We start from the raw sequence: 22,921 nt of genomic DNA on the forward strand, positions 1-22,921 counted from the left end.
CTTAGTGTGGCGGTTCTACTGTGCATGGGGTTGTTTTCGATGTTTTTTTGAAGCGGCCGCCACTCTGGAGCGGCCCGATGGTGGTCGGTGCCTTCGCGACGACAAAGTCCCTTGCGCAGACGCAGAGGTCGGCTACCGTTGGCGGGCAGCTGGCCATTGGGTCAGGTGACCTTTTGATTCGCATTTTTTAGCATTCCATTTTGCCGGCGCCGCCATGGCGCGACGCCCACCCGAAGAGGCGGGGGCCATGATCACAAAGGACCAGTCAGCACTCCTTGCGCCGATCGAGCGCGATCTGCGGCTCGATCTCTTCCGCGGCATTGGGCTCTGGATGATCTTCCTCGATCACATCCCGCACGACGTCGTGGCCTGGCTGACGCTGCGCAATTACGGCTTCAGCGACGCCGCCGAGTTCTTCGTCTTCATCTCCGGCTACCTGGTCGGCTGGATCTACGGGCCGATCGTCGCGGGGGGGTGGTTTCTCGCCGCGCTCAAGCGGCTGTGGCGGCGGGCGGCCGAGATGTATGTCGCCCACATCATGCTGTTCCTGCTGTTCACGGCGCAGATCGCCCGCACCGCGCGCCGCTTCGACAATCCGATGTACGAGCACGAGTTCAACGTGTTCAACTTCCTGTCGCATCCGGACGAGTTGATCGGGCAGGCGATCGTCCTGAAGTACAAGCCGGTCAATCTCGACGTGCTGCCGCTCTACATCGCGCTGGTGTTCGCCTCGCCCTTCATCGTGTGGTGTCTGGTGCGTCGGCCGAACCTGACGCTCGCCGGCTCCGTCGTGCTCTACGTGCTCTCGCGCTGGTTCGACTGGAACGTCGCCTCCTATCCGCCCGGCACGAAATGGTACTTCAACCCGTTCTGCTGGCAGCTGATGTTCGTGTTTGCGGCCTGGTGCGGCATCGGCCGGGTCGAGACGATCGCGAAATGGGTCTGGTCCAGGACGACGATGGCGCTCGCCGCAGCGTGGCTGGTATTCGCGCTGCTGATCGTGATGACCTGGCACGTCCATGCGCTCGAGGCCCTGATCCCGAAATGGATGATCAAGCTGATCTACCCGATCGACAAGACCGACCTCGACATGCTGCGCTTCACGCACTTCCTGGCGCTGGCGATCTGGGTCACCTATTTCATCTCGCGCAAATGGCGGATGCTGCACTCATCCTGGCTGCGGCCGGTCATCCTCTGCGGCCAGCATTCGCTGCCGATCTTCTGCCTCGGCGTCTTCCTGTCGTTCTCGGCGCACTGGATCCTGACGCAGTACAGCAAGGGAATCTGGGAGCAGCTTGCCGTCTCCATCATCGGCATCGTCATCATGGTCGGCGCCGCCTGGCTGCTCGGCCGGGCCGAGCGCGTGCCGAACCTGTTCGTGAAGGTGACGGAGGTCGAGGAGCCGGAGATGGCGGCCGAGAGCAGCGCATCGGCTGCAACCGCCACCGCGGCCCCCGCGAGCCGCTGAAGCATCGCGACGCCTGCCTTTCATGGAGAGGTCCAACGGAGAGCTCAATGTCCAGACGTTTGTTGACGATCGCCGGCACTCTCCTGTTTCTCGTCTGCGGCGCAGCGGCACAGGCGCCGTCGCCGGAGGCGATGAGCGCGGCGCGCAAGCTCGTCGTCACCTTGAAGATCCCCGACCAGTACCGCGCCTTGCTGCCGCAGCTCCTGCTCAAGCTGCGGCCGGTGGTCTCGCAGGACAGGCCGGAGATCGAGCGCGACTACGATGCGGTGACGGCACCCGGCTCCGAGATCTATGCGCCGTTCGTTGCGTCCATGACCGACCAGATCGCGGCGCTCTATGCCCAGAGTTTCACGGTGGACGAGCTGCGCCAGATCGACACCTTCTACGCCGGGCCCGCGGGCCGAAAGCTCCTGGAGAAGTCGGATGCGCTGGCCCAGGCGAGTACGCAGATCAGCCAGGACGTTAGCCAGAAGGCCGCCGACGAATTGAAGCAGCGCCTGATCGAGGCGCTGCGCCAGAAGGGGCACAAGCTCTGAGGCGCTTGGCCCAAGCCTAGGCGAGAAAGGCGCGAAACCGGCGCAACGCGATCAGGAAGAAGACGACGCCGATCAGCGTGAGCGCGACGAGCTGCGGCCAGACCGCCTCGAGGCCCGCGCCGCGGAACAGGATGGCCTGCGCCAGCATCACGAAATGCGTATTGGGCGCTGCCAGCATGATGTCCTGGACGAATTGCGGCATGCTCTCGCGCGGCGTCATGCTGCCCGACAGGGTTTGCAGCGGCAGCAGGATCATGATCAGCAGCAGCCCGAACTGCGGCATTGAGCCGGCGACGGTGGCGAGGAAGATGCCCATGCTGGTGGTGGCGAACAGTTGCAGCGCCGCGCCGACGAGGAACAGCGCCACCGATCCGTCGATCGTTACCGCCAGCCATCCCTTGACCACGAACAGGATCGACAAGGCGGAGGCGATCAGCACCACCGCTCCCATCGACCAGACCTTGCTCACCATGATCTCCAGCGGCGTGACCGGCATCACCAGCAGGTGCTCGATCGTGCCGTGCTCGCGCTCGCGGATCAGGGCGGCGCCGGTCAGGATGATCGAGAGCATGGTGATCGAGGTGATGATGTGGTCGATGGCGCCGAACCAGGATTTCTTCAGTTCCGGGTTGAACCGCGCCCGCAGCGCCAGCTCGATCGGCGCGGCCTGCGCATCGCGCGTATGCGCCAGGAATTCGGCGATCTCCGCGCTGACGATCTGCTCGACATAGCCGCCGCCGTTGAAGGCCTGCGAGATCCGCGTCGCGTCGACGTTGAGCTGGATCGTCGGCGACTTCCGCGCCAGCAGGTCGCGCTGGAACTCCGGCGGGATGTCGAGCGCGAAAGTGTCGAGGCCGGCGTCCATCCTCCGGTCCATCTCGTATTGCGAGATCAGGCGCGGCTCGGAGAAATAGGGCGCCGTAAACGCCATCCCGATGCGGGTCGAGACCGGCGAATGATCCTCGTCGACGATGGCGATCGCGGCGCGGTTCAGCGTCTCTGGAAGGGCCTTTGCCCCGGCATAGACCGCCAGCGTGAAGGAATAGACGATGAGCACGAGCAGCATCGGGTCGCGTACCAGACCACGCAATTCCTTGATGCCGAGCTGCAGCACGTTGTCGAGGCGCATGGTCAGCGAGCCTGTTTCTTCAGCAGCATGGCGCCGGCCGTCACTAGCACCGGGACCATGATGGCGAGTGCCAGCAGATCATTGTGCAGGGTGTCGAACGCCAAGCCCTTGGAGAAGGTGCCGCGCGAAATCGTGACGAAATAGGTGGTGGGATAGAGCCGCCCGATCACGGCGCCCAGCCCCTGGAGCGACGACACCGGGTCGATCAGCCCTGAATACTGGATGGCCGGGATCAGCGTGATCAGCACCGTGCCGAACAACGCAGCGATCTGGCTGTTCATGAAGGCCGAGATCACCAGTCCCATGCCGGTCGTGGCGGTGACGTAGAGCAGGGCGGCGAGCGCATAGGCCGCAAAGCTGCCGGTGAAGGGCACGCCGAACACGACAAGCGCGAAGCCGACGAGGAGGAGAAAGTTTCCGAATGCGAGCACGATGTAAGGCAGTTGCGTGCCGAGCAGGAATTCCAGCCGCGTCACCGGTGTCACGTAGAAATTGACGATCGAGCCGAGCTCCTTCTCGCGCACCACCGCGAGTGCGGCGAGCACCGCCGGGATCATGATCAGCAGCAGCGGGATGATGCCCGGCGCCATGGCGACGACGCTCCTGACGTCGGGATTGTAGCGGTAGCGCAGCTGAAGCTGGTAGGAGCCGGCGATCGCCGCCTCGCCATAGAGCTCACGGCCCTTCTGCGCCAGCCAGGTCGCATGGATGGCCTGGGCATAGGAGCGCAGCGTCTCGGCGCGGGTCGGGTTGGCGCCGTCGACCCAGGCGCCGATCTCGACATGGCGGCCGCGGCTGACGTCGCGGCCGAAGCCGGGTGGCAATTCGATGGCAAGGCCGATCTCGCCGGCGCGCATGCGGCGGTCGAGGTCGGCGTAGTCGGTGATCGGGGATTTTTCGGTGAAGTAGCGCGACCCCGCGATCTGAAGGCTGTAGTCGCGGCTGATGGCGGTGTCGTCGCGATCGAGCACGGCGAAGGTCAGGTTCTCGACGTCCATGCTGATGCCGTAGCCAAGTACGAACAGCAATAGCACGCTGCCGAGGATTGCCAGCGTGGCGCGGATCGGATCGCGCTGCAGTTCGAGCGCCTCGCGCCGGGAGTAGGCGAGCATACGGGTCAGATTGAACGTCGCACTGCGCTTGCGCGGAAGCACGGCAGCCGCCGTCGTTGGGCTGGGCGATGCAGCCGCCGGCGGCCCGACCGGATCCGTGGTGTCGGCGATCGCCTCTTCGAGGCAGGCGATGAAGGCCTGCTCCAGCGTGGCGGTGCCGCGTGCGGCCACGATCGCGGCGGGCGTGTCCGACGTCAGCACCTTGCCCGCATGCATCAGCGAGACCCGGTCGCAGCGCTCGGCCTCGTTCATGAAATGGGTCGAGACGAAAATGGTGACGTTGTCCTTGCGCGAGAGCTCGGCGAGAATCTGCCAGAAGCGGTCGCGTGCCACGGGGTCGACGCCGGAGGTCGGCTCGTCGAGGATGAGGATGTCTGGCGCGTGGATCATCGCGACCGCCAGCGACAGCCGCTGCCTGAGGCCGAGCGGCAGCGCATCGGGCAGGGCGTCGGTCACGTCCGAAAGATCGAACCGGGTCATCATCTCGTCGATGCGTGCGGCGACGGTCTCCGCCGGCAGCTCGAACAGCCGCGCATGCAAATCCAGATTTTGTGCGACCGTCAGCTCCGAATAGAGCGAGAAGCCCTGTGACATGTAGCCGATGCGGCGGCGCACGGACATGTCGCCGGCATCGATCGCCTTGCCGAAGAGCCGCGCGTTGCCTCCGCTCACGGGCAGTAGACCAGTCAGCATCTTCATGGTCGTGGTCTTGCCGCATCCGTTCGAGCCGAGGAAGCCGAAGATCTCGCCCTTCCTGATGCGGAAGCTCACGTCGTCGACGGCGACGAAGTCGTTGAACCGCCGGGTCAGATGCTCGGCCTCGATTGCGATCTCGTCATGGTCCTCGCTGCGCGGGGGAATGACGACGCTGGTGTGGTTGCCGCGATCCTCCTCCGGCAAGAGATGGATGAAGGCATCGTCAAGTGTCTCGGTACCGGTCTGCCGCAGCAGCGCGGCGGGCGTTCCCGTCGCCAGCACCCGACCGGCGTTCATCGCGACGAGAAAGTCGAACTGCGCGGCCTCTTCCATATAGGCGGTCGAGACGATCACGCTCATGCCGGGCCGGCTGCTCCGGATCGAGGCGATCAGCTCCCAGAACTGGCGCCGCGACAACGGATCGACGCCGGTGGTCGGCTCGTCGAGGATCAGGAGCTCGGGATCGTGGATCAGGGCGCAGCACAGGCCCACCTTCTGCTTCATCCCGCCGGAGAGCTTTGCCGCCGGCCGGTCGGCGAACGGAGCAAGCCCGGTGTCGCGCATGAGGCTGGCGATCCGCCGGCCTCGTTCCGCCTTGTCGTGTCCGAACAGGCGGCCGAAGAAGTCGATGTTCTCGAACACCGACAGCGTCGGATACAGGTTCTTGCCGAGGCCCTGCGGCATATAGGCGATGTCGGGGCACACGTTGCGGCGATGGCCGGAGCTTGCCATGTCGCCGCCGAGCACGTGGATGCGTCCGTCCTGGATCGCGCGCGCGCCGGCGATCAGCGCGAGCAGGCTGGATTTGCCGACCCCGTCGGGACCGATCAATCCGATCATGCCGCCGGATGGGAGGTCGAGGGTGATGCCGTCCAGCGCGCGGGTCTTGCCGTAGCTCAGGCCCACGTTTTCGAGATGCACCACGCCGCCGGCGGCAGCCGGTGCGTCGGCTATGGCGGTCGCGCTCATCGGGTCAGCTTGATCTTGAGATTGTCGGGCCATTGCGCGGCCGGATCGAGCTGCACATAGGCCATGCCGGGCAGGCCGGTCTTCACCTGTTCGATGTGCTGGCGCAGGAGGTCCGGCGCGATATGCGCCTTGATCCGGAACATCAGCTTCTGACGTTCCTCCTCGGTCTCGACGGTCTTGGGCGTGAATTGCGCGACGTCGGCGACGAAGGTGGCTTTGGCCGGGATCACATATTGCGGGATGGCGTCGAGCACGAGCCGGACCTCGGTGCCAATCGCGACACGGCCGGCATCCGCCGTCGGCAGGAAGAACGTCATGTAGACGTCGCCGAGATCGACCATGTTGAGGACGCGGCCGCCGGCTGCGAGCACTTCGCCCGGCTGCGACACGCGATACTGCACGCGGCCATCGCGCGGCGCCTTCAGCACGCTGTCATTGAGGTCGGCGTTGATGCTTTCGATCGCGGCCTTGGCGGCGTCGACCGAGGCGCCGGCATCGATCACCATGGCGCGTGAGGAGCTGATCGCGGCTTCCGAGGCCGCAACCTGGGCCTGGGCCGCAGCAAGCGCCGCCTTCGCAGTGGCATTGGTCGAGCGGTCGTCGTCCAGCACCTGCTGCGACACCGCATTCGTCCTGATCAATTGCTCGGAACGATCGAGCTTGCGGCTCGTCGTATCGAGTTGCGCGATGCGCTGGTCGACCACGGCCTCCGCAGCCCTGCGCTCGGCCTCGCGCTGGTTCACCAGGCTCTTCGCGGTCTCGACATTGATCGAGGCGCGCTGCAGCTGCGCTTCGGCCTGGCGGCGCTGTGCCTGCAATTGCTCGGTGTCCATGCGCGCCAGAACCTGGCCGGCGCGCACGAAATCACCTTCGTTGACCAGAATCTCGCGAATCCGGCCCGGCGTCTTGGTGGCGATGTCGATCTCGACCGCCTCGATGCGACCGTTGCCGCGGGAAAAGCCTGCAGGCAGCGTGTTGGAATCGCGGTGCTGCCAGTAGTAGTAGCCGCCGCCCGCAACGAGGATGGCGATCGCGGCGACGATGCGCCCCGGTGTGAAGTTCATCTGTTCATTACGCCGTGTGGCGGCGCCCACATGTTGAGACACGAACGCCCGACCGCTGTTTGCACGGTCGGGCGGTCTCACCATTGCAGCGATTTTTGCATCGCAACTTGATGCAGATCAGACGGCGGCGCGAGGTGTGCCTGTCTCTATTTTAGGCAGCTCGTCGCGATGGCCCGTCCGCCTTGGTCGATCAGGCGGACGGCAAGCCTTGTTGAGCGGGTCGTCGTCGATTCCCAGATTATCCGTGCTCACTTCAGCAGCGGGCAGCCGCCATCCTTCAGCGGCCGGAACGCCTGGTCGGCAGGGACTTCGGCGAGCAATTTGTAGTAATCCCACGGGCCCTTCGATTCCTCGGGCTTCTTGACCTGGAACAGATACATGCTGTGCACCATGCGGCCGTCTTCGCGGAGCGTGCCGTTGTCGGTGAAGGCATCCTTCACCGGCAGCTCGCGCATCTTGGCCATCACCGTCTTGGTGTCCTTGGTGCCGGCGGCCTGCACGGCCTTGAGGTAGTGCAGCGTCGCGCTGTAGGTCGCGGCCTGGTTCATGGTCGGCATGCGCTTGACGCGCTCGAGGAAGCGTTTGCCGAAGGCGCGGGTCTTGTCGTTGAGGTCCCAATAATAGGCCTCGGTGACGATCAGCCCCTGTGCGAGCTTCAGCCCCAGGCTGTGCACGTCGGAGATGAACATCACGATCGCAGCAAGGTTCTGGCCGCCGGCGACGATGCCGAACTCGCCGGCCTGCTTGATCGCGTTGATGGTGTCGCCGCCGCCATTAGCGAGCCCGATGATCTTGGCCTTGGAGGCCTGCGCCTGCAGCAGGAAGGACGAGAAGTCCGCCGTGTTGAGCGGGTGCTTGACGCTGCCGACCACCTTGCCGCCGGCGGCCTTCACGACGTCGCCGGTGTCGCGCTCGACCGAATGGCCGAACAGGTAATCGGCGGTGAGGAAGAACCAGGTGTCGCCGCCGTTCTTGACGATGGCGCTGCCGACGGTATGGGCGTTGGCATAGGTGTCGTAGGTCCAGTGCGCCGTATAGGGTGAGCAGGATTTGCCGGTGATGTCGGAGCTCGCCGCGTCCGTCACGATCATGATCTTCTCGTACTGCTTCGACAACTCCATCACCGCGAGCGCGGTGGCGGAGGTCGGCAGGTCGATGATCATGTCGACGCCTTCGGTCTCCCACCATTTGCGGGCGATGGTGGAGGCGACGTCAGGCTTGTTGAGCACGTCGGCCGAGACCATGTCGATCGGCTTGCCGAACATCTGCCCGCCGAAATCTTCGATGGCCATCTTGGTGGCCTCGACATTCCCCATGCCGCCGATGTCGGAATAGACCGAGGAGAAGTCGGAGAGCACGCCGATCTTGAGCGGGGTCTGCTGGGCCGAGGCTGGGATGATCAGGGCAGCCGACAGCAGGCCGGCCGCAGACACGAGGGCTGCGATAGGTCTCATGGATACGTTTCCTCTTATGCGGGACTATTCTGCCCCTTTTGTCCGACAAAGTTAGAGTGAGGTTCCGCAGGAGTCAATTTGCTGCATCCGCGGCATAAATGATGATGTTTGACGTGCTTTCGGACCCATCCTATAGTTTGTCCGACAAACGCCATTAGGAGCTATCGTGCCCGTCGCGCCGCTGTTCCGCCCGATCGATGTCGCGCCGGCCTATCAGAAGGTCGCCGACGCCATCGAGCGCGAGATCGTCAATGGTCGCATCAAGCCGGGCGATCCCATCGGCACCGAGCACGACCTGGTCCGCCAGTTCGGCGTCAACCGTTCGACCATTCGCGAGGGCATCCGCGTGCTGGAGGAGGGCGGGCTGATCCGCCGCGATTCATCGCGCCGCCTGCACGCCTGCCTGCCGCGCTATAGCAAGCTCGCGAGCCGCCTCAGCCGCGCGCTGGTGTTGCACGAAGTGACCTTCCGCGAGCTCTACGAGGCTTCGATGACGCTGGAGGTCGCCAGCATCGAGGGTGCGGTGGAGCGGGCGAGCGAGGAGAATGTCGCCGAGCTTGCCGACAATCTCGCGCGCAGCGAGGCAGTCGTTGGTAATCCCGCGATGCTTGCCGAATGCGACGCCGAATTCCATGTGCTGGTCGCAAAAGCCTCGCAGAACCGCGTGCTCCAGCTTGCGCGCGAGCCTGCGGCGCAACTGTTCTACCCGACCACCGAGATGATCGTGACGGGCGTCGCCGAAGGCGGCCCGCGCCTCGTCGCCGCGCACCGCCATCTCATCGATGCGATCCGCCGGCGCGACCGCGAAGCCGGCGTGCTGTGGACCCGCCGGCATCTGCAGGACTGGCGGCGAGGTTTCGAGAAGATCGCCTCGCTCGATCGGTCCGTCGAGCACATGTACATGGAGCACGCGCAGGCGGCCCGGCGCAGATAGCGTCGCACGACAAGACGCAAGATTTCAGAAAAGAAATCCTACCAACAAAGACATCATACGGAGGAACACATGACCGGCGACACCGCAGCCACCATCTCGAAAGCGCGCGAGCATTCGATCGGCGATCTCCTGCGCCGCTCCGCAGGCCGCGAGCCGAACAAGCTCGCGGTGAGCTGCGGCAATGTCAGCTGGACCTTTGCCGAGATGGACGCGATCTGCAACCGGCTCGGGCGCGGCCTGCTGGGACTCGGCGTCAGGAAGGGCGACCGCCTCGCGGTGCTCTCGCGCAACTCGCACGCCTTCGCGGCGCTGCGCTTCGCGGTGGCGCGGATCGGCGCGGTGCTGGTGCCGATCAACTTCATGCTCAATCCGGATGAGATCAATTTCATCTTGAAGAGTTCTGGCGCAAAGCTGCTCGCGACCGGGCCTGACTTCGTCGAGCCCGCGAAGGCGGCAAGCGCGAAGGATTGCGCGGTCGAGAAGATGATCTGGCTGCCGGGCGAAGATCCCGCCACGGCTCCGGCCGGCCTCACCACCTTCGACGATCTGCTTGATCCCGACGGCTCGTTCCTGGAAGCATCGGTGGACAGCCGCGATCTCGCGCAGATCGTCTACACCAGCGGCACGGAGTCCCTGCCCAAGGGCGCGATGCTGACCCATGAAGCCGTGATGTGGCAGTATGTCAGCTGCGTCATCGACGGTGGCATGAGCGCGGAGGACAAGTTCCTGCATGCGCTGCCGCTCTATCACTGTGCGCAGCTCGACGTCTTCCTCGGGCCGCAAATCTATCTCGGCGCCTCCGGCGTCATCACGGGCAAGCCGACCGCCGACAACATCCTGGCGCTGATCCAGGCGCACAGGATCACGTCCTTCTTCGCGCCGCCGACGATCTGGATCGCGATGCTGCGCTCGCCGAACTTCGACAAGACCGACCTGTCGACGCTGCAGAAGGGCTATTACGGCGCCTCGATCATGCCGGTGGAGGTCCTGCTCGAACTTCAGCGCCGCCTGCCCGCCGTAAAATTCTGGAATTTCTACGGCCAGACCGAGATCGCGCCGCTGGCGACCGTGCTGCGTCCCGAGGATCAGCTGCGCAAGGCGGGCTCGGCCGGCAAGCCGGTGCTCAATGTCGAGACGCGCGTCGTCAACACGGCGATGGAGGACGTCAAGGTCGGTGAAGTCGGCGAGATCGTGCATCGCTCGCCGCATCTCTTGTCCGGCTATTACAACGATCCCGTGAAGACTGCGGCGGCGTTCAGCGGCGGCTGGTTTCACTCCGGCGATCTCGCCACCGTCGATGACGAGGGCCACATCACCGTGGTCGATCGCGTCAAGGACATGATCAAGACCGGCGGCGAGAATGTCGCGAGCCGCGAGGTCGAGGAGATGGTCTATCGCATTCCAGGGGTTTCCGAGGTCGCCGTGGTCGGCCTGCCCGACCCGCGCTGGATCGAGGCGGTCACCGCCATCGTCGTGGTCAAGACCGGCGAGAAGCTCGACGAGGAAACCGTCATCAGGCATTGCGCCGGCCACATGGCGCATTTCAAGGTGCCCAAGCGCGTGATCTTCGTGGATGCCCTGCCGAAGAATCCGAGCGGCAAGCTGCTCAAGCGCGAGCTGCGCCAGCGCTTCGTCGGCGGTGAGACGCTCGACAAGGCGGTCCAGAAGAGCTTTGGGACATAGCAGGGGCCGCCCCGGCGGAGCCCGCTTAAAGCGCGATGAGATTTGGATGAATCGTCATCGCGCTTCAGGTTGTTGTTTACGCATGATCTTTCCGGAAAACCGCTTCGCACTTTGCGCTAGCGCGGCCCTTCGGGTCCGGATCATGCTTTAATCGGCCTCGCCGGCCAGCTTCCTGACATCGTCGGGCGTCGCTCCGAAGCGACGGCGAAACGCGCGATGGAAGTAGGAGACGTCGTGAAATCCCGCGAGATGCGCGATCTCGATGATCTTGCGCGAGCGCAGGCCCGGATTCCGAAGCAGCCGCTCGGCGCGCAGCAGACGTTGCTCGAGCACGAAGCCGCTATAGGTGATGCCGGCCTTCTCGAACAGCAACTGGATCGTGCGCGGGCTGATGCGGTGCGTAGCCGCAAGGTCGGACAGCGACATTGCGGCGCGGTCCAACTGCGCCAGAATGTCGGCCTTGATGGCTTCGAAACGCGCTGCCGCAAGGCCGCGCAGTCGCGCCTCCTCGGCGACATCGCCGCGCGCCCCGATCATCAGCACGGAGAGGTCGAACAGGTGCTGCGAGACCGCATCGAGCTCCGCGGGAGCGAGCTTGTCGGCATGCGCATGCGCGAGGTCGTAATATCGCAGGAACATCGATGCGATGGGGCTGGCGCCGGCGATCGGCCGCGCGATCAGATCCTCGGCGTTCGGACACGCGCGCAGCAGCGTCTTTCGCGGCAGCAGCGCGGTCTTGAAATTGCCGTGGGCCGTCTGGGTGATGCGGGCGCCCTTGATCGAGGGATCGCCGATGGTGATGTCGCCTGCGGCGATCTCCAGCGTCCTGTTTCCCATGGCCCCGCTCAACGCCGAATTGGGCGACAGCGAGATCACCAGTTCGTCGTTGGTCCCCAACGACACGAACGACACCGGTGTGCCGAACGAGGCTGAGAGTCTGAGGCGGGGAAGGATGGCCGGCGCAATGGTCCGGTGGACGCGCCCTTCGCCGACCGGCACGAAATCGACGTTCGCCACCTGACGGCAAAACTGCTCGCGCCACATTTCGTAGGCTGGACCGTTGGGGTCGCCATCGAATGAGAGTTGCGGCTGGGTCATCGGTCGAGTGGAAGTCGTTCGCTGGGCGATTTGCTGCAGCCAGTATCCTCGCCGCCGGGCCAGGGCGTCGCAACGAGAAAAGCGCCGGATTGCGTGATAAGCCACTCGCAATGGCGCGTTGAGGCCGTGACCAGGTGCCGCAGTCAGCTATTTGCTCGGATTGCACGAGCAAATTGTGCCAAGATTTCCCGCGGCGATTGGTCTCAATGCTTCTTCACGGCCGCTCCGAACGCCAGCCACAGTGCCGATGACGCAAGACCAAAGCTGCCGAGCAGCAGGAAGGTCGGGCCGTGGTCTCGTGCAAAGCTGATCGTGATGGCCGGCCGATTGCGCCGGCATGGACCAGAACGTAACCTGCTGACAGCGTTGGTTCCTCGTTTCTCACGTCGGCGGGACGATGTTGCATCACGTCGTTCCGTCCTTTTTCGGATCCTGACCATGTCCCTCTGGACCTGCGAAACCTGCGGCGCGCAATTTTCGGAGAGCGGACGTCCGCCTGCGTCCTGCCCGATCTGTGAGGACGAACGGCAATTCGTGAACTGGAAGGGACAGACCTTCCTGACGCGCGAGGCGCTGGCGGAACGTCACCGCGTGGTCTGGCGCGACGATCTGGGCCTCACCGGTCTCGGGCTCGAGCCGAGTTTTGCCATCGGCCAGCGTGCGCTGCTGGTGCCGCTGGCGGAGGGATGCATGATGTGGGACTGCGTGCCGCTGGCGACGCCGGAGGCGATCGCGCATGTCCGCTCGCTCGGAGGGTTGAAGGCGATCGCGATCTCGCACCCGCATTATTATGGCGCGCTCGCCGACTGGAGCGAGGCCTTCGGAGGTGTGCCGGTCTACCTGCATGCCGATGATCGCCAATGGGTGACGCGTCCGCATCCATCGATCGTGCACTGGACCGGCGATCAGCACCGCATCTCCGACGATTTGCTGCTGCTGCGCACCGGCGGCCATTTCGCCGGCGCCACCATGCTGCACTGGGCACGCGGCGCGGACGGCGGGGGCGCGCTGCTCACCGGCGATATCGCGCAGGTGACCATGGACCGCCGCTTCGTCAGCTTCATGTACTCCTATCCGAACTACATGCCGCTCAACGCAGCCGCCGTGAGGCGGATCGCTGGCGCCGTCGAGCCGCTCGCCTTCGATCGCATCTATGGCGCCTGGTGGGGACGCAACATCGCCAGCGGTGCCAAGGCCGCCTTCGCGGCATCGGTGGCGCGATATATCGTGGCCATCGCCTGAGACCCGGCGCCGCGATCGGATTTATCTTGCCGGTCGGCAATAAATGTACTAAACGTACAGTTATTGAGTGTGGCGCAACGGCGCGCTGCAGCCCGGCATGATCGATGCATCGCCATTGCCGCGGCGCGTTGTGAGGCCGCGCGAGCGAGGGGTGGACGCATCATGGCTGAGCGCGACTACGAGATCTTCGAGGCCGGCGACGTCGCGCTCCAGTCCGGCGCCGTCTTTCCGAAGACGCAGCTCGCCTACAAGACCTACGGCACGCTGAGTCCGGCCAGGGACAACGTCATCCTCTATCCGACCTCGTTCAGCGCGCAGCATGTCGACACCGAGTGGCTGATCGGGCCCAACGGCGTGCTCGACTCCACGCGTTATTTCATCGTCATCCCCAACCTGTTCGGCAACGGCCTGTCGTCCTCGCCGTCGAACTCCGCCGCGTCGTTCCCGATGGTCACCTATCACGATGCGATCGCCGTCCAGCATCGCCTTCTCACCGAGCGCTTCGGCATTACAAGACTTGCGCTGGTCTATGGCTGGTCGATGGGCGGCATGCAGGCCTATCACTGGGCGGCGCTGCATCCTGATATGGTCGAGCGCGCCGCGGTCGTCTGCGGCAGCGCGCGCTGTTCGCCCTATAACCACGTCTTCCTCGAAAGCGTGAAGGCGGCGCTGACAGGCGATCCCGCTTTTCGGGACGGCCGCTTCGTCGAAAGGCCCGTCGCCGGCTATCGCGCTATGGGGCGCGTCTATGCCGGATGGGCGATGTCGCACGGCTTCTATCGCGACGAGCTCTGGCGCGAGGCCGGATTCACCTCGCTGGAGGATTATCTCGTCCGCGCATGGGACGCGACCTTCGCGCGGCGCGATGCCAACGATCTCCTGGCTCAGGTCGGCATCTGGCAGTGCGGCGATATCAGCCAGTGCACGGCCTTCGGCGGCGATCTCGATCGCGCGCTCGCTGCGATACGTGCGCATATGCTGCTGTTGCCGGGCGCGACCGATCGCTATTTCGACGTCCGCGACAACGAGGACGAGCTCGGAAAGCTGGTCAATGCAAAGTCAGCCGTGCTGCATCCGATCCCTTCGCTGCACGGCCATCGTGCCGGTAATCCCGTCAACAACCCGCGCGACCAGGCCTTCATCAAGGCCGAGATCGCAGCGCTCCTCGCCAAGTAAGACAGGCATCCGCTCATGACCGACGCGACCGTTTCCGAGCCCGGCCATCGCCTGAAGCCGCTGAGCCCGGCCATGCTGCGCGAATTGTCAGCGCGCTCGAACCTCAGGGGCGCGGCACAGAGCCTCGGTCATTACGGCGTGATCGCGCTGGTCGGCACTCTGATCTGGATGGTGACCTCGCGCTACGGCGTGCTCTGGGCGCTGCCGCTGATAGCAGTGCAGGGCTATGTCGTCGCCTTCCTGTTCATGGCGGTGCACGAGACCGCGCACAAGACCGCGTTCAGGAGCCGCGGCCTCAATCTCGTGGTCGGCTATCTCTCGGCCTTCATCATCGGATTGCCCTACGAATATTACTGTCTGTTCCACTGGGACCATCACCGCTACACCCAGGATCCGGAGAAGGACCCCGAGCTGATCGTCGGCGTGAAGCCGGCCTCGGACACCCAACTCGCGATCGCCTATAGTGGCCTGCTCCAGGTCGCCGGCCGCCTGCGGCTGATGCTCGGCCACGCCGTCACCGGCAAGGTCGTCGTGCCCTGGATTCCCGGGAACAAGCGCGGCACCATCGTGCGCGAGGCGCGCGCCTATGTCGCACTCTATGCATTGCTGCTTGCGCTGTCGCTGTGGTTCGCCTCAGCGCTGCTGCTCTGGGTCTGGATCGTGCCGCTTGTGATCGGGCAGTTCTTCCTGCGGCCCTATCTCTATGCCGAGCACACCGGCTGCGACCGCACCCGCAGCGCCTTTCAGAACACCCGCACCACCTCTACCGGTGCCATCGTCAAATGGTTCGCGTGGAACATGCCCTACCATGTCGAGCATCACGCCTATCCCTCGATTCCCTTTCACGCCCTGCCGAAGCTGAACGAGATCGTCGACGGTGAGATCGTTTATCGCGGGCGCGGCTACATCAGGACGACGCGCGAGACCTGGGCCTGGTTTCGCCGGCAGCGGCAGGGTAGCTAGCCAAACGCAAAACTCCGGCCGCGATGCGACCGGAGCTTTGTCGTGAAGGCGAGATATCAGTAGATCCCGTAGGCGCAGACATTCACGACGCGGACGCGCAGGCCGTGACGGGTCTGGACGACGCGCTCCTGGTAGCAGTTGCTGACGCCGGTGTTGACGTAGATGCCGCCGAAGCCATAGCCCGGGCCCCAGCCGTGACCCCAGTGATGATGGAAGCCGTGAGCCGAAGCGGCGGTGGGCGCGAGAGCAGCGGCGCCGAGCGAGCCGGCGGCGATCAGACCAAGAGCAAGCTTACGAAACATCTTCATTCTCCAGTTTGGCGCGAGGCCGTTGTTGTGTCCCTGCATCTCGGTCGGCCTGAGCCGCGAATGCGTTCACGGCGTGGTCTGAGAATCGTGTTTCAGGATTGTTTCGTCGGCCGCGGGAAAGTGCGCCGCGGTCAGGCTTTCCGCGCCGCGCCATAGCGCGCGGCCATGGCACGGGTCATCTCGGCCATCTTCTCGCGGAGATCGGCCGGCTCCAGCACTTCGGCCTCGGGGCCGAGCCGCAGCAATTCGGCTGCGGCATGCCAGGACGTCTTGCCGGTCGGCACCCGCGCGATGCGCCAGCCGTCGGCGTCAGTGGTCTCTTCGATCTCCGTGCGCGCCTTGACGTAAGGCTGGCTCAACGCGTCCAGCAGCTTGACGCCGAACGGCGACAGCCGGACGACCGCGACATTGGGATGCATCTCCGCTTCGAGGCGAAGTGTCGCAGCCTGCCAGTAGGCGGCGAGATCGAAATCGGCGGGACGAGCGAAGCGGTCGTCGAGCGCGGAACAGTCGAGCACGCGCGCGACGCGATAGGTCCGCACGCTGCCGTCGACTTGGCCGGCGAGATACCAGCTGCCGCCCTTCAGCACGAGACCGAGCGGAGCGACACGGCGCTGCTTCTCCGCGCGCCAGCTCCGGTAGCGGATTTTTATCAATGCCCCGCGCAGAGTGGCGCCAGCGATGGTGCGCAGATGTTTTGGTTCTTCCGTCTCGCCGAACCAGCCCGGTGCGTCCAGGTGAAAACGCTCCTGCATGCGCCCGGCGTCTTCGCGCAGATTGGCGGGCAGCGCCGCCATCAGCTTGTTCTGCGCGGCGATCATTGCCGCGTCCAGCCCCAGCGCCGCCGCTGGGCCGGGAAGCCCCGCAAGGAACAGCGCTTCCGCCTCGTTCTGCGACAGGCCGTTCAGCCGGACGCGATAGCCGTCAAGCAGGCGATAGCCGCCCTCCGGGCCGCGGTCGGCATAGACAGGAACGCCGGAGGCCGCGAGCGCGTCGATGTCGCGATAGATCGTGCGCACCGACACTTCGCAGGTTTCCGCGAGCTCGGGCGCGGTGACCTGCCCCCTGGCCTGAAGGGTGGTGAGGATCGACAGCATCCGGCTCGCGCGCATGATCCCTTAAACCATACCTGACACAGGATGTCAGGTATGGGCCGCTACAAGATGCGCCTCGCCGACTGGCCAGATGGAGATTTGCCATGACCGATCCGAACCGCATCACCCTGTATTATTCGCCGCAAAGCCGGGCCACCGGCACGCGGGTGCTGCTGGAAGAACTGGGGGCGCCTTACGATCTCCATGTTCTCAACATGAAGGCCGGCGAGCAGCGCCAGGCCGCCTATCTCGCCGTCAATCCGCTCGGCAAGGTGCCGGCGGTCCGCCACGGCGAAGCGCTGGTGACCGAGCAGGTCGCGATCACCATCTTTCTCGCCGATCTGTTTCCGCAGGCCGGGTTGACGCCGGCGTTGAACGATCCGCTGCGCGGTCCTTATCTGCGCTGGATCGCCTATTACGGCTCTTCCTTCGAGCCGGCCTTGATCGACAAGTTCATGCAGCGCGAGCCGGCCCCGATCACGCAATCGCCCTATGCCGATTACGACACCATGCTGGGTGCGCTGGAGGCACAGCTGTCGAAGGGCCCGTACCTGCTCGGCGAGCGCATGACCGCCGCGGACGTGCTGTGGGGCGTCGCCTTCAGCTGGACCATCATGTTCGGCATCGTGCCGAAAAAAGATGTATTCGTTAGCTATGCCGAGCGCATGACTTCGCGTCCCGCGTTCCAGCGCATCAATGCGGCGGATGCCGAGATGGCGGCGCAGCATGCTGCGGCTGTCGGGGGAATGAACCAGGGTTGTAGATGACGAAGACGGCGCATACGACGAACTGCTTCAACACCTTTATTCGGGTTGCTGAAGACTGTCCCGCGTGCACTGGCGAGGAGCCGCCGCTGCGCGCGGGAAAGCCGACGGTGGCATGCCTGCAATATGGGATGATCGCCAAGGCACCCTACAAATACACGTCCGACGACGTGATCTTCGCGACGTCTGCGCCGGGACGCGAGCTCGATGCGAGGGCGACGACAGCGGAGAAGCGTGCGGCCCGGGAAGCGTTCTTCTCCCGGGGGCAGGCGTGCATGAGGGCGTCGAGCCTGGGTAAGCGCTTCGGCTGGGGCGTTCATGCCGATAGTGAGGGCCGGATCGCGATCTATGCCATCGACAGCAAACGCTACCAGGCGCTCGTCCGCGATCCCAAGCTCACGCAGGTGCGCGCCATGCGGTCGAAGCGGGCGTGATCAGAATTTTGGTGCCCGCTTCTCCGCGAACGCCTTGATGCCTTCCTTGATCTCGTCGCCGCGCATGCTGTCGCGGTGGCGCTGGTCGGCGGCTTGTTCGTCGAGCTCGCCGCGGGCGAATTCGTTGATCGCGCGCTTCATGCCGGCCATCGCCTGCGGCGCGTTGCCGGCGAGGATTGCGGCGAGCCTGTCGACTTCCTCGTCGAGCGTCTCTTCCGGCACCATGGCGGTGAGATAGCCGATGCGCAGCATCTCCGGCGCGGTGATCTTCTGCGCTGTCAGGAACAGCTTCTTCGCATTGTCGACGCCGAGCCGCGTCACGTAGCGTTTGATGCCGCTCCGGTAATAATGCAGCCCGAGCCGTGCCGCCGGCATGAACATCTCGGCGGTGTCGACGCCGATGCGGAAATCGCAGGCCAGCGCGAGGTCGGTCGAGCCGCCATAGACGCCGCCGTTGAGCCGGCAGATCGTCGGGACACCCAGATCCTCCAGCCGGTTGACGACCACCTCGAAGGCGGAGCCTGCGCTCTGCTGCTCGTTCGCGCTCACCGCGCGCTCGGCGACCGAATTGAGGTCGTAGCCGGCGGAGAAGGCACGGCCCGTTCCGGTCAGCACCAGCACGCGGATGGCGGGATCGGCCTCGACGGCGTCGAACAGTTTGACGAGCTCGCCGAGGTCCTCGGCCTGGAGCCGGTTGAGATGTTTGGGCCGGTTGAGGCGGATGGTGGCGCGTGCGCCCATGATTTCGAGCACAGGGCTTGATGCCGCGTCGGTGGAATCCGACATTCTTGTCTCCCTTTATTTGTTTTCGAGCGCGCGGCGTTTTGCTTCCGCATCGATGGTCTCGGCGAGATCGGGATGCCGCGCCATCAGCACGCGGAAGTCGACGAGGTCGAGCACCAGCAGCCGCGACACTTTCGTGGTCGAGACGTTGGCGCCGCGCAAATTGTTGCCGAGCAGCGCCATCTCGCCGAAGAAGGCGCCCTCGCCGAGCTGCACCTTCTTGCCGGGCAGGTCGACCTCGACCTCGCCGGCGGCGATGAAATACATGCAGTCGCCCTGCGCGCCCTTGCGGATGATCATGGTCCGCGCCGGCAGCTCCATGGTCCGCAGCATGTGGGTGACGTCGGCAATGGCGGCAGGTCCGAGCGCCGCGAAGAACGGCACCTTGCTGACCGATTCCCAGGTCTTGAGGAAATTGTCGCGCCGGGTCTCCGCGGCAAAGCCGGTCGCCAAAATACCGGTCCAGAGGCCGAACACGCCGAGGCCGGAGATCATCACCAGCGCCGCCACGATGCGACCCAGCGGCGTGACCGGCACGACGTCGCCATAGCCCGTCGTCGTCAGGGTTACGACGGCCCACCACAATGCCGCCGGGACGCTGCCGAACGTTTGCGGCTGCACATCCCGCTCCAGGAAATGTTCGGCGACCGAGGCGAGGAAGACCACCATCAGGAAGATCACGAGCACGCTGACCAGCGGCCCCGATTCCAGCACCAGCACGCGGCGGAGCTGTCGCAGGCCCGGAATGCCCGGCACCACCTTCAGCACCCAGAGCACGCTGAGCAGCCAGGCCGTCTTCGGCTCGATGCCGAGAACCAGCGCGGCCGGCACGGCCAGCGCCCCAATCGCGTCGACGATACCGGCGGAGGAGGACATGTAAAGCGCAAGGCGCCCCGTTCGCGCCATGTGGCGCAGCCGGACCAGCCATTCGAACACGAAATAGACGAGACAGGCCCAGAGCAGGCCGGTGACCCAGCCGCTCGCCTCATTGGCCCGGTTGTCCGTCAGCAGCACCATGCTGAGTATGCCGACGCCGACGGCCACATAGGCCGCCTTGGTCATGTTGCGGCCGGCTGTGGCGGCCGCAAACTGGGCCAGAGCGGAGATCAGCGGCTTGGACATGCGGGAAGGCGGCTCGGTCTTGGTTCTTGCGGGCCCGGCTGGGACCGCGGCGCCAAAGTGCCCGCCCGTGTCGGGGCCGTCAACGACGGCCGCGCGCGCTGCAGCATCGTCGAATCGGGGGAGAGGGGGCCGGCTGCGGGCCGAGCCGTTACCTGAAATGCGGTGGCTCGTCGTAGCCGCGGCGGCTGCTGAAGAACAGCAGGACCATCAGGCCGATGCCGACGATGACGGAGAATCCGGCCCCCAGGGCGAGGGCCACATAGCCTTCCGTCGGGATCGGGTCACCTTCGACCGCCATCGCGGAATAAGCGAAATAGCCCACCGCCGCCAGCATTCCCAGAAGGAAGATCATGAGGAGCATACGCATGGTGCGTGTCTCCGGTTGCATCAGGTAACCAAAGGTTGTGGATCGGACCGGTTCCAGGCGGCCGGCCGTTGATCGAGCGGGGCGGCGCTCGCCAGCAGTCTCGTGCCCCGGACGCAGCGCAACACGCAGTGATGCGCTGCAGAGCCGGGGCCCATGCAGCAGCGCACGGTGCGGCTTCCTGGGTCCCGGCTTGGCGCTGCAACGCCTTCGGCATTGCAGCTTGTCCGGGACACGAGAGCGGGGGACCCCGCCCCCTCCGATCAAGCGCTCTGCGCGGTCTTCACCACCACGACATTGCTGTCGTCGTGCGGGGGCGCTGCGGCGTCGCGGGCGGCCTTCTCGGCTTCGCTGGCGTGCCGCTTGAGGTAGTCGCGACGCATGCCGATCTCGTCGCGGACGAATTCGTAGCCGAGCTTGAAGGTGTCGAGCCCGTCGGTACTGATCGTACCGTCCCTGAGCCCGATGACAGCGCCGCGCAAGATGCCTTCCAGCTCGTCCTGCAGACATTCGAGCTGGTCCAGCGAATGGGCGTGCTCGATGCGCTCGCCGATGTCGAGGATGGCGGTGGAGAGCTCGCTGGCCTTCTCCGGCGCGATCCTCGTGATCTTGGCGTAGATCGCGGCGAAGATCGAGCCGATGACGCTGAGCGCGGCGGCGCCCAGATACATCATGTCGCTGTACTTATCCATGAACGACTTGGTGTCGTCATTGATGTAGTCGGCCGCGCCCTGATGCGCCATCACGAAGGCGTCCTTCTCGACGGAGGCCGGCTCGATCCTGCTGGCGAAGCCGCTGTCGAGCCCGAGCGCGGACTTGTTCTCGTAAATGGTACGCGCCAGCTCGCCCGCCGTGGTCGCCGACATCCTGGATTGCGTGACCAGCAGCCATTCGAGCCCGACCGTATCGAGATCGTCGTCGGGAATTTCAGGCGCGGCCGCCAGCATGCCAGCCGTCAGCGTTTCCTCGGAAATGCCGGGGAATTTGCGCGCCAGCGCCTTGACCTCGTCGATCGCGTTGAGCGTGAAGCCGCCGCGTTTGGCGACCTGCTCATAGCTCTTGTCCCGCACCGCTTTCGAGGCGTGGACGATGGCGATCACCGCACCGAAGCCGTTTGCCGGCGCAAACAGCTTGTCGAGCGTTGCGCCCTGCGGCGCCATCTGCACCTTCGCGGCGTCAGGTCCCTCGGGAATGTCGAGGATGCCACGGACGAAGGCGAGCGAGGATTCGTTCTCGGCGAGGACGGCGACCTTCTTCTTCTTCAACTCGGCGAGCGACTTGATCTTCTTGTTGCCGGGTCCGAGCAGGAGCACGAGGTCGTGCTCGAGAATCGCGAGCGTGCGTGCCCGCAGCGGCACCTTGGCGTCGGTGCGCAGCACGGCGAGGTCGGCCTGCCGGCGGTCGAACTGCGCGAGCGCCTTGGCGTTATCAGGGTTGTTGACGATCTTGATCCGGAAGCGCGAGGCGTTGGTCTTCAACACCGTGGCGAGCTTCGCGGCGAACAGCGCCTCGTCGCTGTTGGGGGCGCCGACGGCAAAGGTCAGGGTCTCCGAATTATGCACCAGGGCGCGGCCGCCCCAGACGGTGGCAAGCGACAGCAGCAGGGTCAGCACGACGTAAAGCAGCACCTGCTGCTGATTGGTCTTGATCACCTTGGGACGCCGCGGCGGCGATTCGGTCGGTGACGAATTGGGGCCTTCAGTACTCATGGCAGCACTCTTGGCCTTATTCTTCGGTGGCAGGCGGCTCGCTCGTGAGGTCACTGCGGACGCCCTGTAATTCGTAAACGCCTGAAAAAAGAACGAAATTCTCTGCCGTCGATGATAGCTCGAAGGTCGCGGAATGCAAATTTCGAGCCGAAGGTAACCTTACTCAGCGCGGGCGCGGCGACTGGTCATCCTATCACCAGTTAGCCACAGTTTGCGATTTTCCGGTTCCCCCTGGCTGCATTCCGCCGCGGGAGATGTCATAAATTGTCCGTCCCGGCGATTTGACCGGTCCAAGAAGAAGTTGCGCTGAACGCTCCAATCTTTCTTGTCACGTCAATGAGGGCGTCAGCTTTGTCGTTTCCTTCCATGTCCTCGGCGGTTCCGGTCGAAGCGCTCATTGGCTGGATGCTGCTGCTCACCTTCAAGCACATCATCGCCGATTTCGTCCTCCAGACCGCCTGGATGGCGCATGGCAAGGACCAGAAGCACGGCTGGGCCCTGCCGCTGCTGGTGCATTGCCTGGTTCACCTTGCGGTCGCGCTGCCGCTGATCGTGATCGTCGCGCCGAAATTCTGGTTCGTGGCCTTTATCGACTTCCTGATCCACATCACGATCGACCGCGCCAAGGGATTCGTCTCCGCCAATTTCGGCGTCGACCTTTCACATCCCTGGTTCTGGACCCTGATCGGCGTCGACCAGGCGCTGCACCACCTGACCGGCTTCGGCCTTTCCATCTTCATGGCGGCGAACTGATTGTTCGCACCTTGTCATTCCGGGGCTCGCGAAGCGAGAACCCGGAATCTCGAGATTCCCTGGTGC

At 64.7% G+C, this 22,921-nt stretch carries 21 protein-coding genes; 10 read left to right on the forward strand and 11 right to left on the reverse strand.

All coding sequences use genetic code 11. The features are described from left to right. The first annotated feature begins 247 nt into the window (after positions 1–247). Together JQ635_RS24820 and JQ635_RS24825 are read left to right on the forward strand one after the other, a co-directional pair. Positions 248–1,468 carry an OpgC domain-containing protein gene (locus tag JQ635_RS24820; protein WP_211412402.1) on the forward strand — a complete coding sequence of 407 codons (1,221 nt, stop codon included), beginning with the start codon at positions 248–250 and terminating at the stop codon, positions 1,466–1,468. A 47-nt stretch (positions 1,469–1,515) separates the two neighbouring features. After that, positions 1,516–2,004, forward strand: a complete 489-nt coding sequence (locus JQ635_RS24825) for a DUF2059 domain-containing protein (RefSeq protein ID WP_211412403.1) — start codon at positions 1,516–1,518, stop codon at positions 2,002–2,004. Between the two features lie 16 nt (positions 2,005–2,020). Here JQ635_RS24825 and JQ635_RS24830 read toward each other — a convergent pair whose 3' ends face one another. From JQ635_RS24830 to JQ635_RS24845, 4 genes are all read right to left on the reverse strand, one after another. Beyond that, positions 2,021–3,133: an ABC transporter permease gene (locus JQ635_RS24830; protein WP_211412404.1), complete on the reverse strand. Its 1,113-nt coding sequence runs from the start codon at positions 3,131–3,133 to the stop codon at positions 2,021–2,023. A 2-nt stretch (positions 3,134–3,135) separates the two neighbouring features. After that, positions 3,136–5,910, reverse strand: coding sequence for a ribosome-associated ATPase/putative transporter RbbA (rbbA, locus tag JQ635_RS24835; RefSeq protein ID WP_211412405.1), 2,775 nt, complete (start codon positions 5,908–5,910; stop codon positions 3,136–3,138). Then, on the reverse strand, positions 5,907–6,974 hold the full coding sequence (locus JQ635_RS24840; protein ID WP_211412406.1) for an HlyD family secretion protein: 1,068 nt from the start codon (positions 6,972–6,974) through the stop codon (positions 5,907–5,909). Before JQ635_RS24840 ends, rbbA begins: the two co-directional genes overlap by 4 nt. A 248-nt stretch (positions 6,975–7,222) precedes the next feature. Next, positions 7,223–8,428, reverse strand: coding sequence for an ABC transporter substrate-binding protein (locus JQ635_RS24845; protein WP_211412407.1), 1,206 nt, complete (start codon positions 8,426–8,428; stop codon positions 7,223–7,225). A 166-nt stretch (positions 8,429–8,594) separates the two neighbouring features. Here JQ635_RS24845 and JQ635_RS24850 point away from each other — a divergent pair, with 166 nt between their 5' ends. Both JQ635_RS24850 and JQ635_RS24855 read left to right on the forward strand, forming a co-directional pair. Then, entirely contained in the window at positions 8,595–9,362 is a 768-nt protein-coding gene (locus JQ635_RS24850) for a FadR/GntR family transcriptional regulator (protein WP_211412408.1), read from the forward strand. Between the two features lie 69 nt (positions 9,363–9,431). Beyond that, a complete protein-coding gene (locus JQ635_RS24855; protein ID WP_211412409.1) occupies positions 9,432–11,045 on the forward strand; it encodes an acyl-CoA synthetase in 1,614 nt (537 codons plus the stop codon). Positions 11,046–11,192: 147 nt separating this feature from the next. On the opposite strand, the gene JQ635_RS24860 is transcribed toward JQ635_RS24855, so the two are convergent. Then, on the reverse strand, positions 11,193–12,143 hold the full coding sequence (locus tag JQ635_RS24860; protein ID WP_211412410.1) for an AraC family transcriptional regulator: 951 nt from the start codon (positions 12,141–12,143) through the stop codon (positions 11,193–11,195). A 438-nt stretch (positions 12,144–12,581) separates the two neighbouring features. Here JQ635_RS24860 and JQ635_RS24865 point away from each other — a divergent pair, with 438 nt between their 5' ends. From JQ635_RS24865 to JQ635_RS24875, 3 genes are all read left to right on the forward strand, one after another. Then, entirely contained in the window at positions 12,582–13,385 is an 804-nt protein-coding gene (locus JQ635_RS24865) for an MBL fold metallo-hydrolase (protein ID WP_211412411.1), read from the forward strand. A gap of 159 nt (positions 13,386–13,544) precedes the next feature. Continuing rightward, positions 13,545–14,561 (forward strand): alpha/beta fold hydrolase, encoded by a 1,017-nt coding sequence (locus JQ635_RS24870; protein ID WP_211412465.1) that lies wholly within the window; start codon positions 13,545–13,547, stop codon positions 14,559–14,561. Positions 14,562–14,576: 15 nt separating this feature from the next. Further along, complete coding sequence (locus tag JQ635_RS24875) at positions 14,577–15,524, forward strand: fatty acid desaturase (protein ID WP_211412412.1); 948 nt, start codon at positions 14,577–14,579, stop codon at positions 15,522–15,524. Between the two features lie 56 nt (positions 15,525–15,580). On the opposite strand, the gene JQ635_RS24880 is transcribed toward JQ635_RS24875, so the two are convergent. Together JQ635_RS24880 and JQ635_RS24885 are read right to left on the reverse strand one after the other, a co-directional pair. After that, complete coding sequence (locus JQ635_RS24880; protein WP_026312047.1) at positions 15,581–15,826, reverse strand: hypothetical protein; 246 nt, start codon at positions 15,824–15,826, stop codon at positions 15,581–15,583. A 137-nt stretch (positions 15,827–15,963) separates the two neighbouring features. Then, entirely contained in the window at positions 15,964–16,944 is a 981-nt protein-coding gene (locus JQ635_RS24885; protein WP_211412413.1) for a helix-turn-helix transcriptional regulator, read from the reverse strand. A gap of 86 nt (positions 16,945–17,030) precedes the next feature. Here JQ635_RS24885 and JQ635_RS24890 point away from each other — a divergent pair, with 86 nt between their 5' ends. Both JQ635_RS24890 and JQ635_RS24895 read left to right on the forward strand, forming a co-directional pair. Next, positions 17,031–17,693, forward strand: coding sequence for a glutathione S-transferase family protein (locus JQ635_RS24890; RefSeq protein ID WP_211412414.1), 663 nt, complete (start codon positions 17,031–17,033; stop codon positions 17,691–17,693). Continuing rightward, positions 17,690–18,124: a DUF6157 family protein gene (locus JQ635_RS24895; RefSeq protein ID WP_211412415.1), complete on the forward strand. Its 435-nt coding sequence runs from the start codon at positions 17,690–17,692 to the stop codon at positions 18,122–18,124. The genes JQ635_RS24890 and JQ635_RS24895 overlap by 4 nt, the downstream gene beginning before the upstream one ends. Here JQ635_RS24895 and JQ635_RS24900 read toward each other — a convergent pair whose 3' ends face one another. The 4 genes from JQ635_RS24900 to JQ635_RS24915 form a co-directional block, all read right to left on the reverse strand. Further along, on the reverse strand, positions 18,125–18,910 hold the full coding sequence (locus tag JQ635_RS24900; RefSeq protein WP_211412416.1) for an enoyl-CoA hydratase/isomerase family protein: 786 nt from the start codon (positions 18,908–18,910) through the stop codon (positions 18,125–18,127). A gap of 12 nt (positions 18,911–18,922) precedes the next feature. Further along, a complete protein-coding gene (locus JQ635_RS24905) occupies positions 18,923–20,029 on the reverse strand; it encodes a cyclic nucleotide-gated ion channel (RefSeq protein WP_211412417.1) in 1,107 nt (368 codons plus the stop codon). A 148-nt stretch (positions 20,030–20,177) separates the two neighbouring features. Continuing rightward, positions 20,178–20,396, reverse strand: coding sequence for a hypothetical protein (locus JQ635_RS24910; protein WP_211412418.1), 219 nt, complete (start codon positions 20,394–20,396; stop codon positions 20,178–20,180). Positions 20,397–20,656: 260 nt separating this feature from the next. Then, positions 20,657–22,102, reverse strand: coding sequence for a TAXI family TRAP transporter solute-binding subunit (locus tag JQ635_RS24915; RefSeq protein ID WP_211412419.1), 1,446 nt, complete (start codon positions 22,100–22,102; stop codon positions 20,657–20,659). A 405-nt stretch (positions 22,103–22,507) separates the two neighbouring features. Between JQ635_RS24915 and JQ635_RS24920 the strand changes: the two genes are divergently transcribed. Then, entirely contained in the window at positions 22,508–22,855 is a 348-nt protein-coding gene (locus JQ635_RS24920; RefSeq protein WP_211405462.1) for a DUF3307 domain-containing protein, read from the forward strand. Positions 22,856–22,921: the final 66 nt, after the last annotated feature.

Origin of the sequence: Bradyrhizobium iriomotense (assembly GCF_018130765.1) — a bacterium.
Taxonomy (GTDB): domain Bacteria; phylum Pseudomonadota; class Alphaproteobacteria; order Rhizobiales; family Xanthobacteraceae; genus Bradyrhizobium; species Bradyrhizobium iriomotense_A.

What these genes read in the sequence shown, in the direction of transcription:
- JQ635_RS24860 (WP_211412410.1), bottom strand. Translation starts at nt 12,143, where the DNA reads ATGACCCAGCCGCAACTCTCATTCGATGGCGACCCCAACGGTCCAGCC.
- JQ635_RS24895 (WP_211412415.1), top strand. Translation starts at nt 17,690, where the DNA reads ATGACGAAGACGGCGCATACGACGAACTGCTTCAACACCTTTATTCGG.
- JQ635_RS24830 (WP_211412404.1), bottom strand. Translation starts at nt 3,133, where the DNA reads ATGCGCCTCGACAACGTGCTGCAGCTCGGCATCAAGGAATTGCGTGGT.
- JQ635_RS24910 (WP_211412418.1), bottom strand. Translation starts at nt 20,396, where the DNA reads ATGCGTATGCTCCTCATGATCTTCCTTCTGGGAATGCTGGCGGCGGTG.
- JQ635_RS24840 (WP_211412406.1), bottom strand. Translation starts at nt 6,974, where the DNA reads ATGAACTTCACACCGGGGCGCATCGTCGCCGCGATCGCCATCCTCGTT.
- rbbA (WP_211412405.1), bottom strand. Translation starts at nt 5,910, where the DNA reads ATGAGCGCGACCGCCATAGCCGACGCACCGGCTGCCGCCGGCGGCGTG.
- JQ635_RS24905 (WP_211412417.1), bottom strand. Translation starts at nt 20,029, where the DNA reads ATGTCCAAGCCGCTGATCTCCGCTCTGGCCCAGTTTGCGGCCGCCACA.
- JQ635_RS24890 (WP_211412414.1), top strand. Translation starts at nt 17,031, where the DNA reads ATGACCGATCCGAACCGCATCACCCTGTATTATTCGCCGCAAAGCCGG.
- JQ635_RS24825 (WP_211412403.1), top strand. Translation starts at nt 1,516, where the DNA reads ATGTCCAGACGTTTGTTGACGATCGCCGGCACTCTCCTGTTTCTCGTC.
- JQ635_RS24865 (WP_211412411.1), top strand. Translation starts at nt 12,582, where the DNA reads ATGTCCCTCTGGACCTGCGAAACCTGCGGCGCGCAATTTTCGGAGAGC.
- JQ635_RS24885 (WP_211412413.1), bottom strand. Translation starts at nt 16,944, where the DNA reads ATGCGCGCGAGCCGGATGCTGTCGATCCTCACCACCCTTCAGGCCAGG.
- JQ635_RS24820 (WP_211412402.1), top strand. Translation starts at nt 248, where the DNA reads ATGATCACAAAGGACCAGTCAGCACTCCTTGCGCCGATCGAGCGCGAT.
- JQ635_RS24845 (WP_211412407.1), bottom strand. Translation starts at nt 8,428, where the DNA reads ATGAGACCTATCGCAGCCCTCGTGTCTGCGGCCGGCCTGCTGTCGGCT.
- JQ635_RS24900 (WP_211412416.1), bottom strand. Translation starts at nt 18,910, where the DNA reads ATGTCGGATTCCACCGACGCGGCATCAAGCCCTGTGCTCGAAATCATG.
- JQ635_RS24855 (WP_211412409.1), top strand. Translation starts at nt 9,432, where the DNA reads ATGACCGGCGACACCGCAGCCACCATCTCGAAAGCGCGCGAGCATTCG.
- JQ635_RS24875 (WP_211412412.1), top strand. Translation starts at nt 14,577, where the DNA reads ATGACCGACGCGACCGTTTCCGAGCCCGGCCATCGCCTGAAGCCGCTG.
- JQ635_RS24880 (WP_026312047.1), bottom strand. Translation starts at nt 15,826, where the DNA reads ATGTTTCGTAAGCTTGCTCTTGGTCTGATCGCCGCCGGCTCGCTCGGC.
- JQ635_RS24915 (WP_211412419.1), bottom strand. Translation starts at nt 22,102, where the DNA reads ATGAGTACTGAAGGCCCCAATTCGTCACCGACCGAATCGCCGCCGCGG.
- JQ635_RS24920 (WP_211405462.1), top strand. Translation starts at nt 22,508, where the DNA reads ATGCTGCTGCTCACCTTCAAGCACATCATCGCCGATTTCGTCCTCCAG.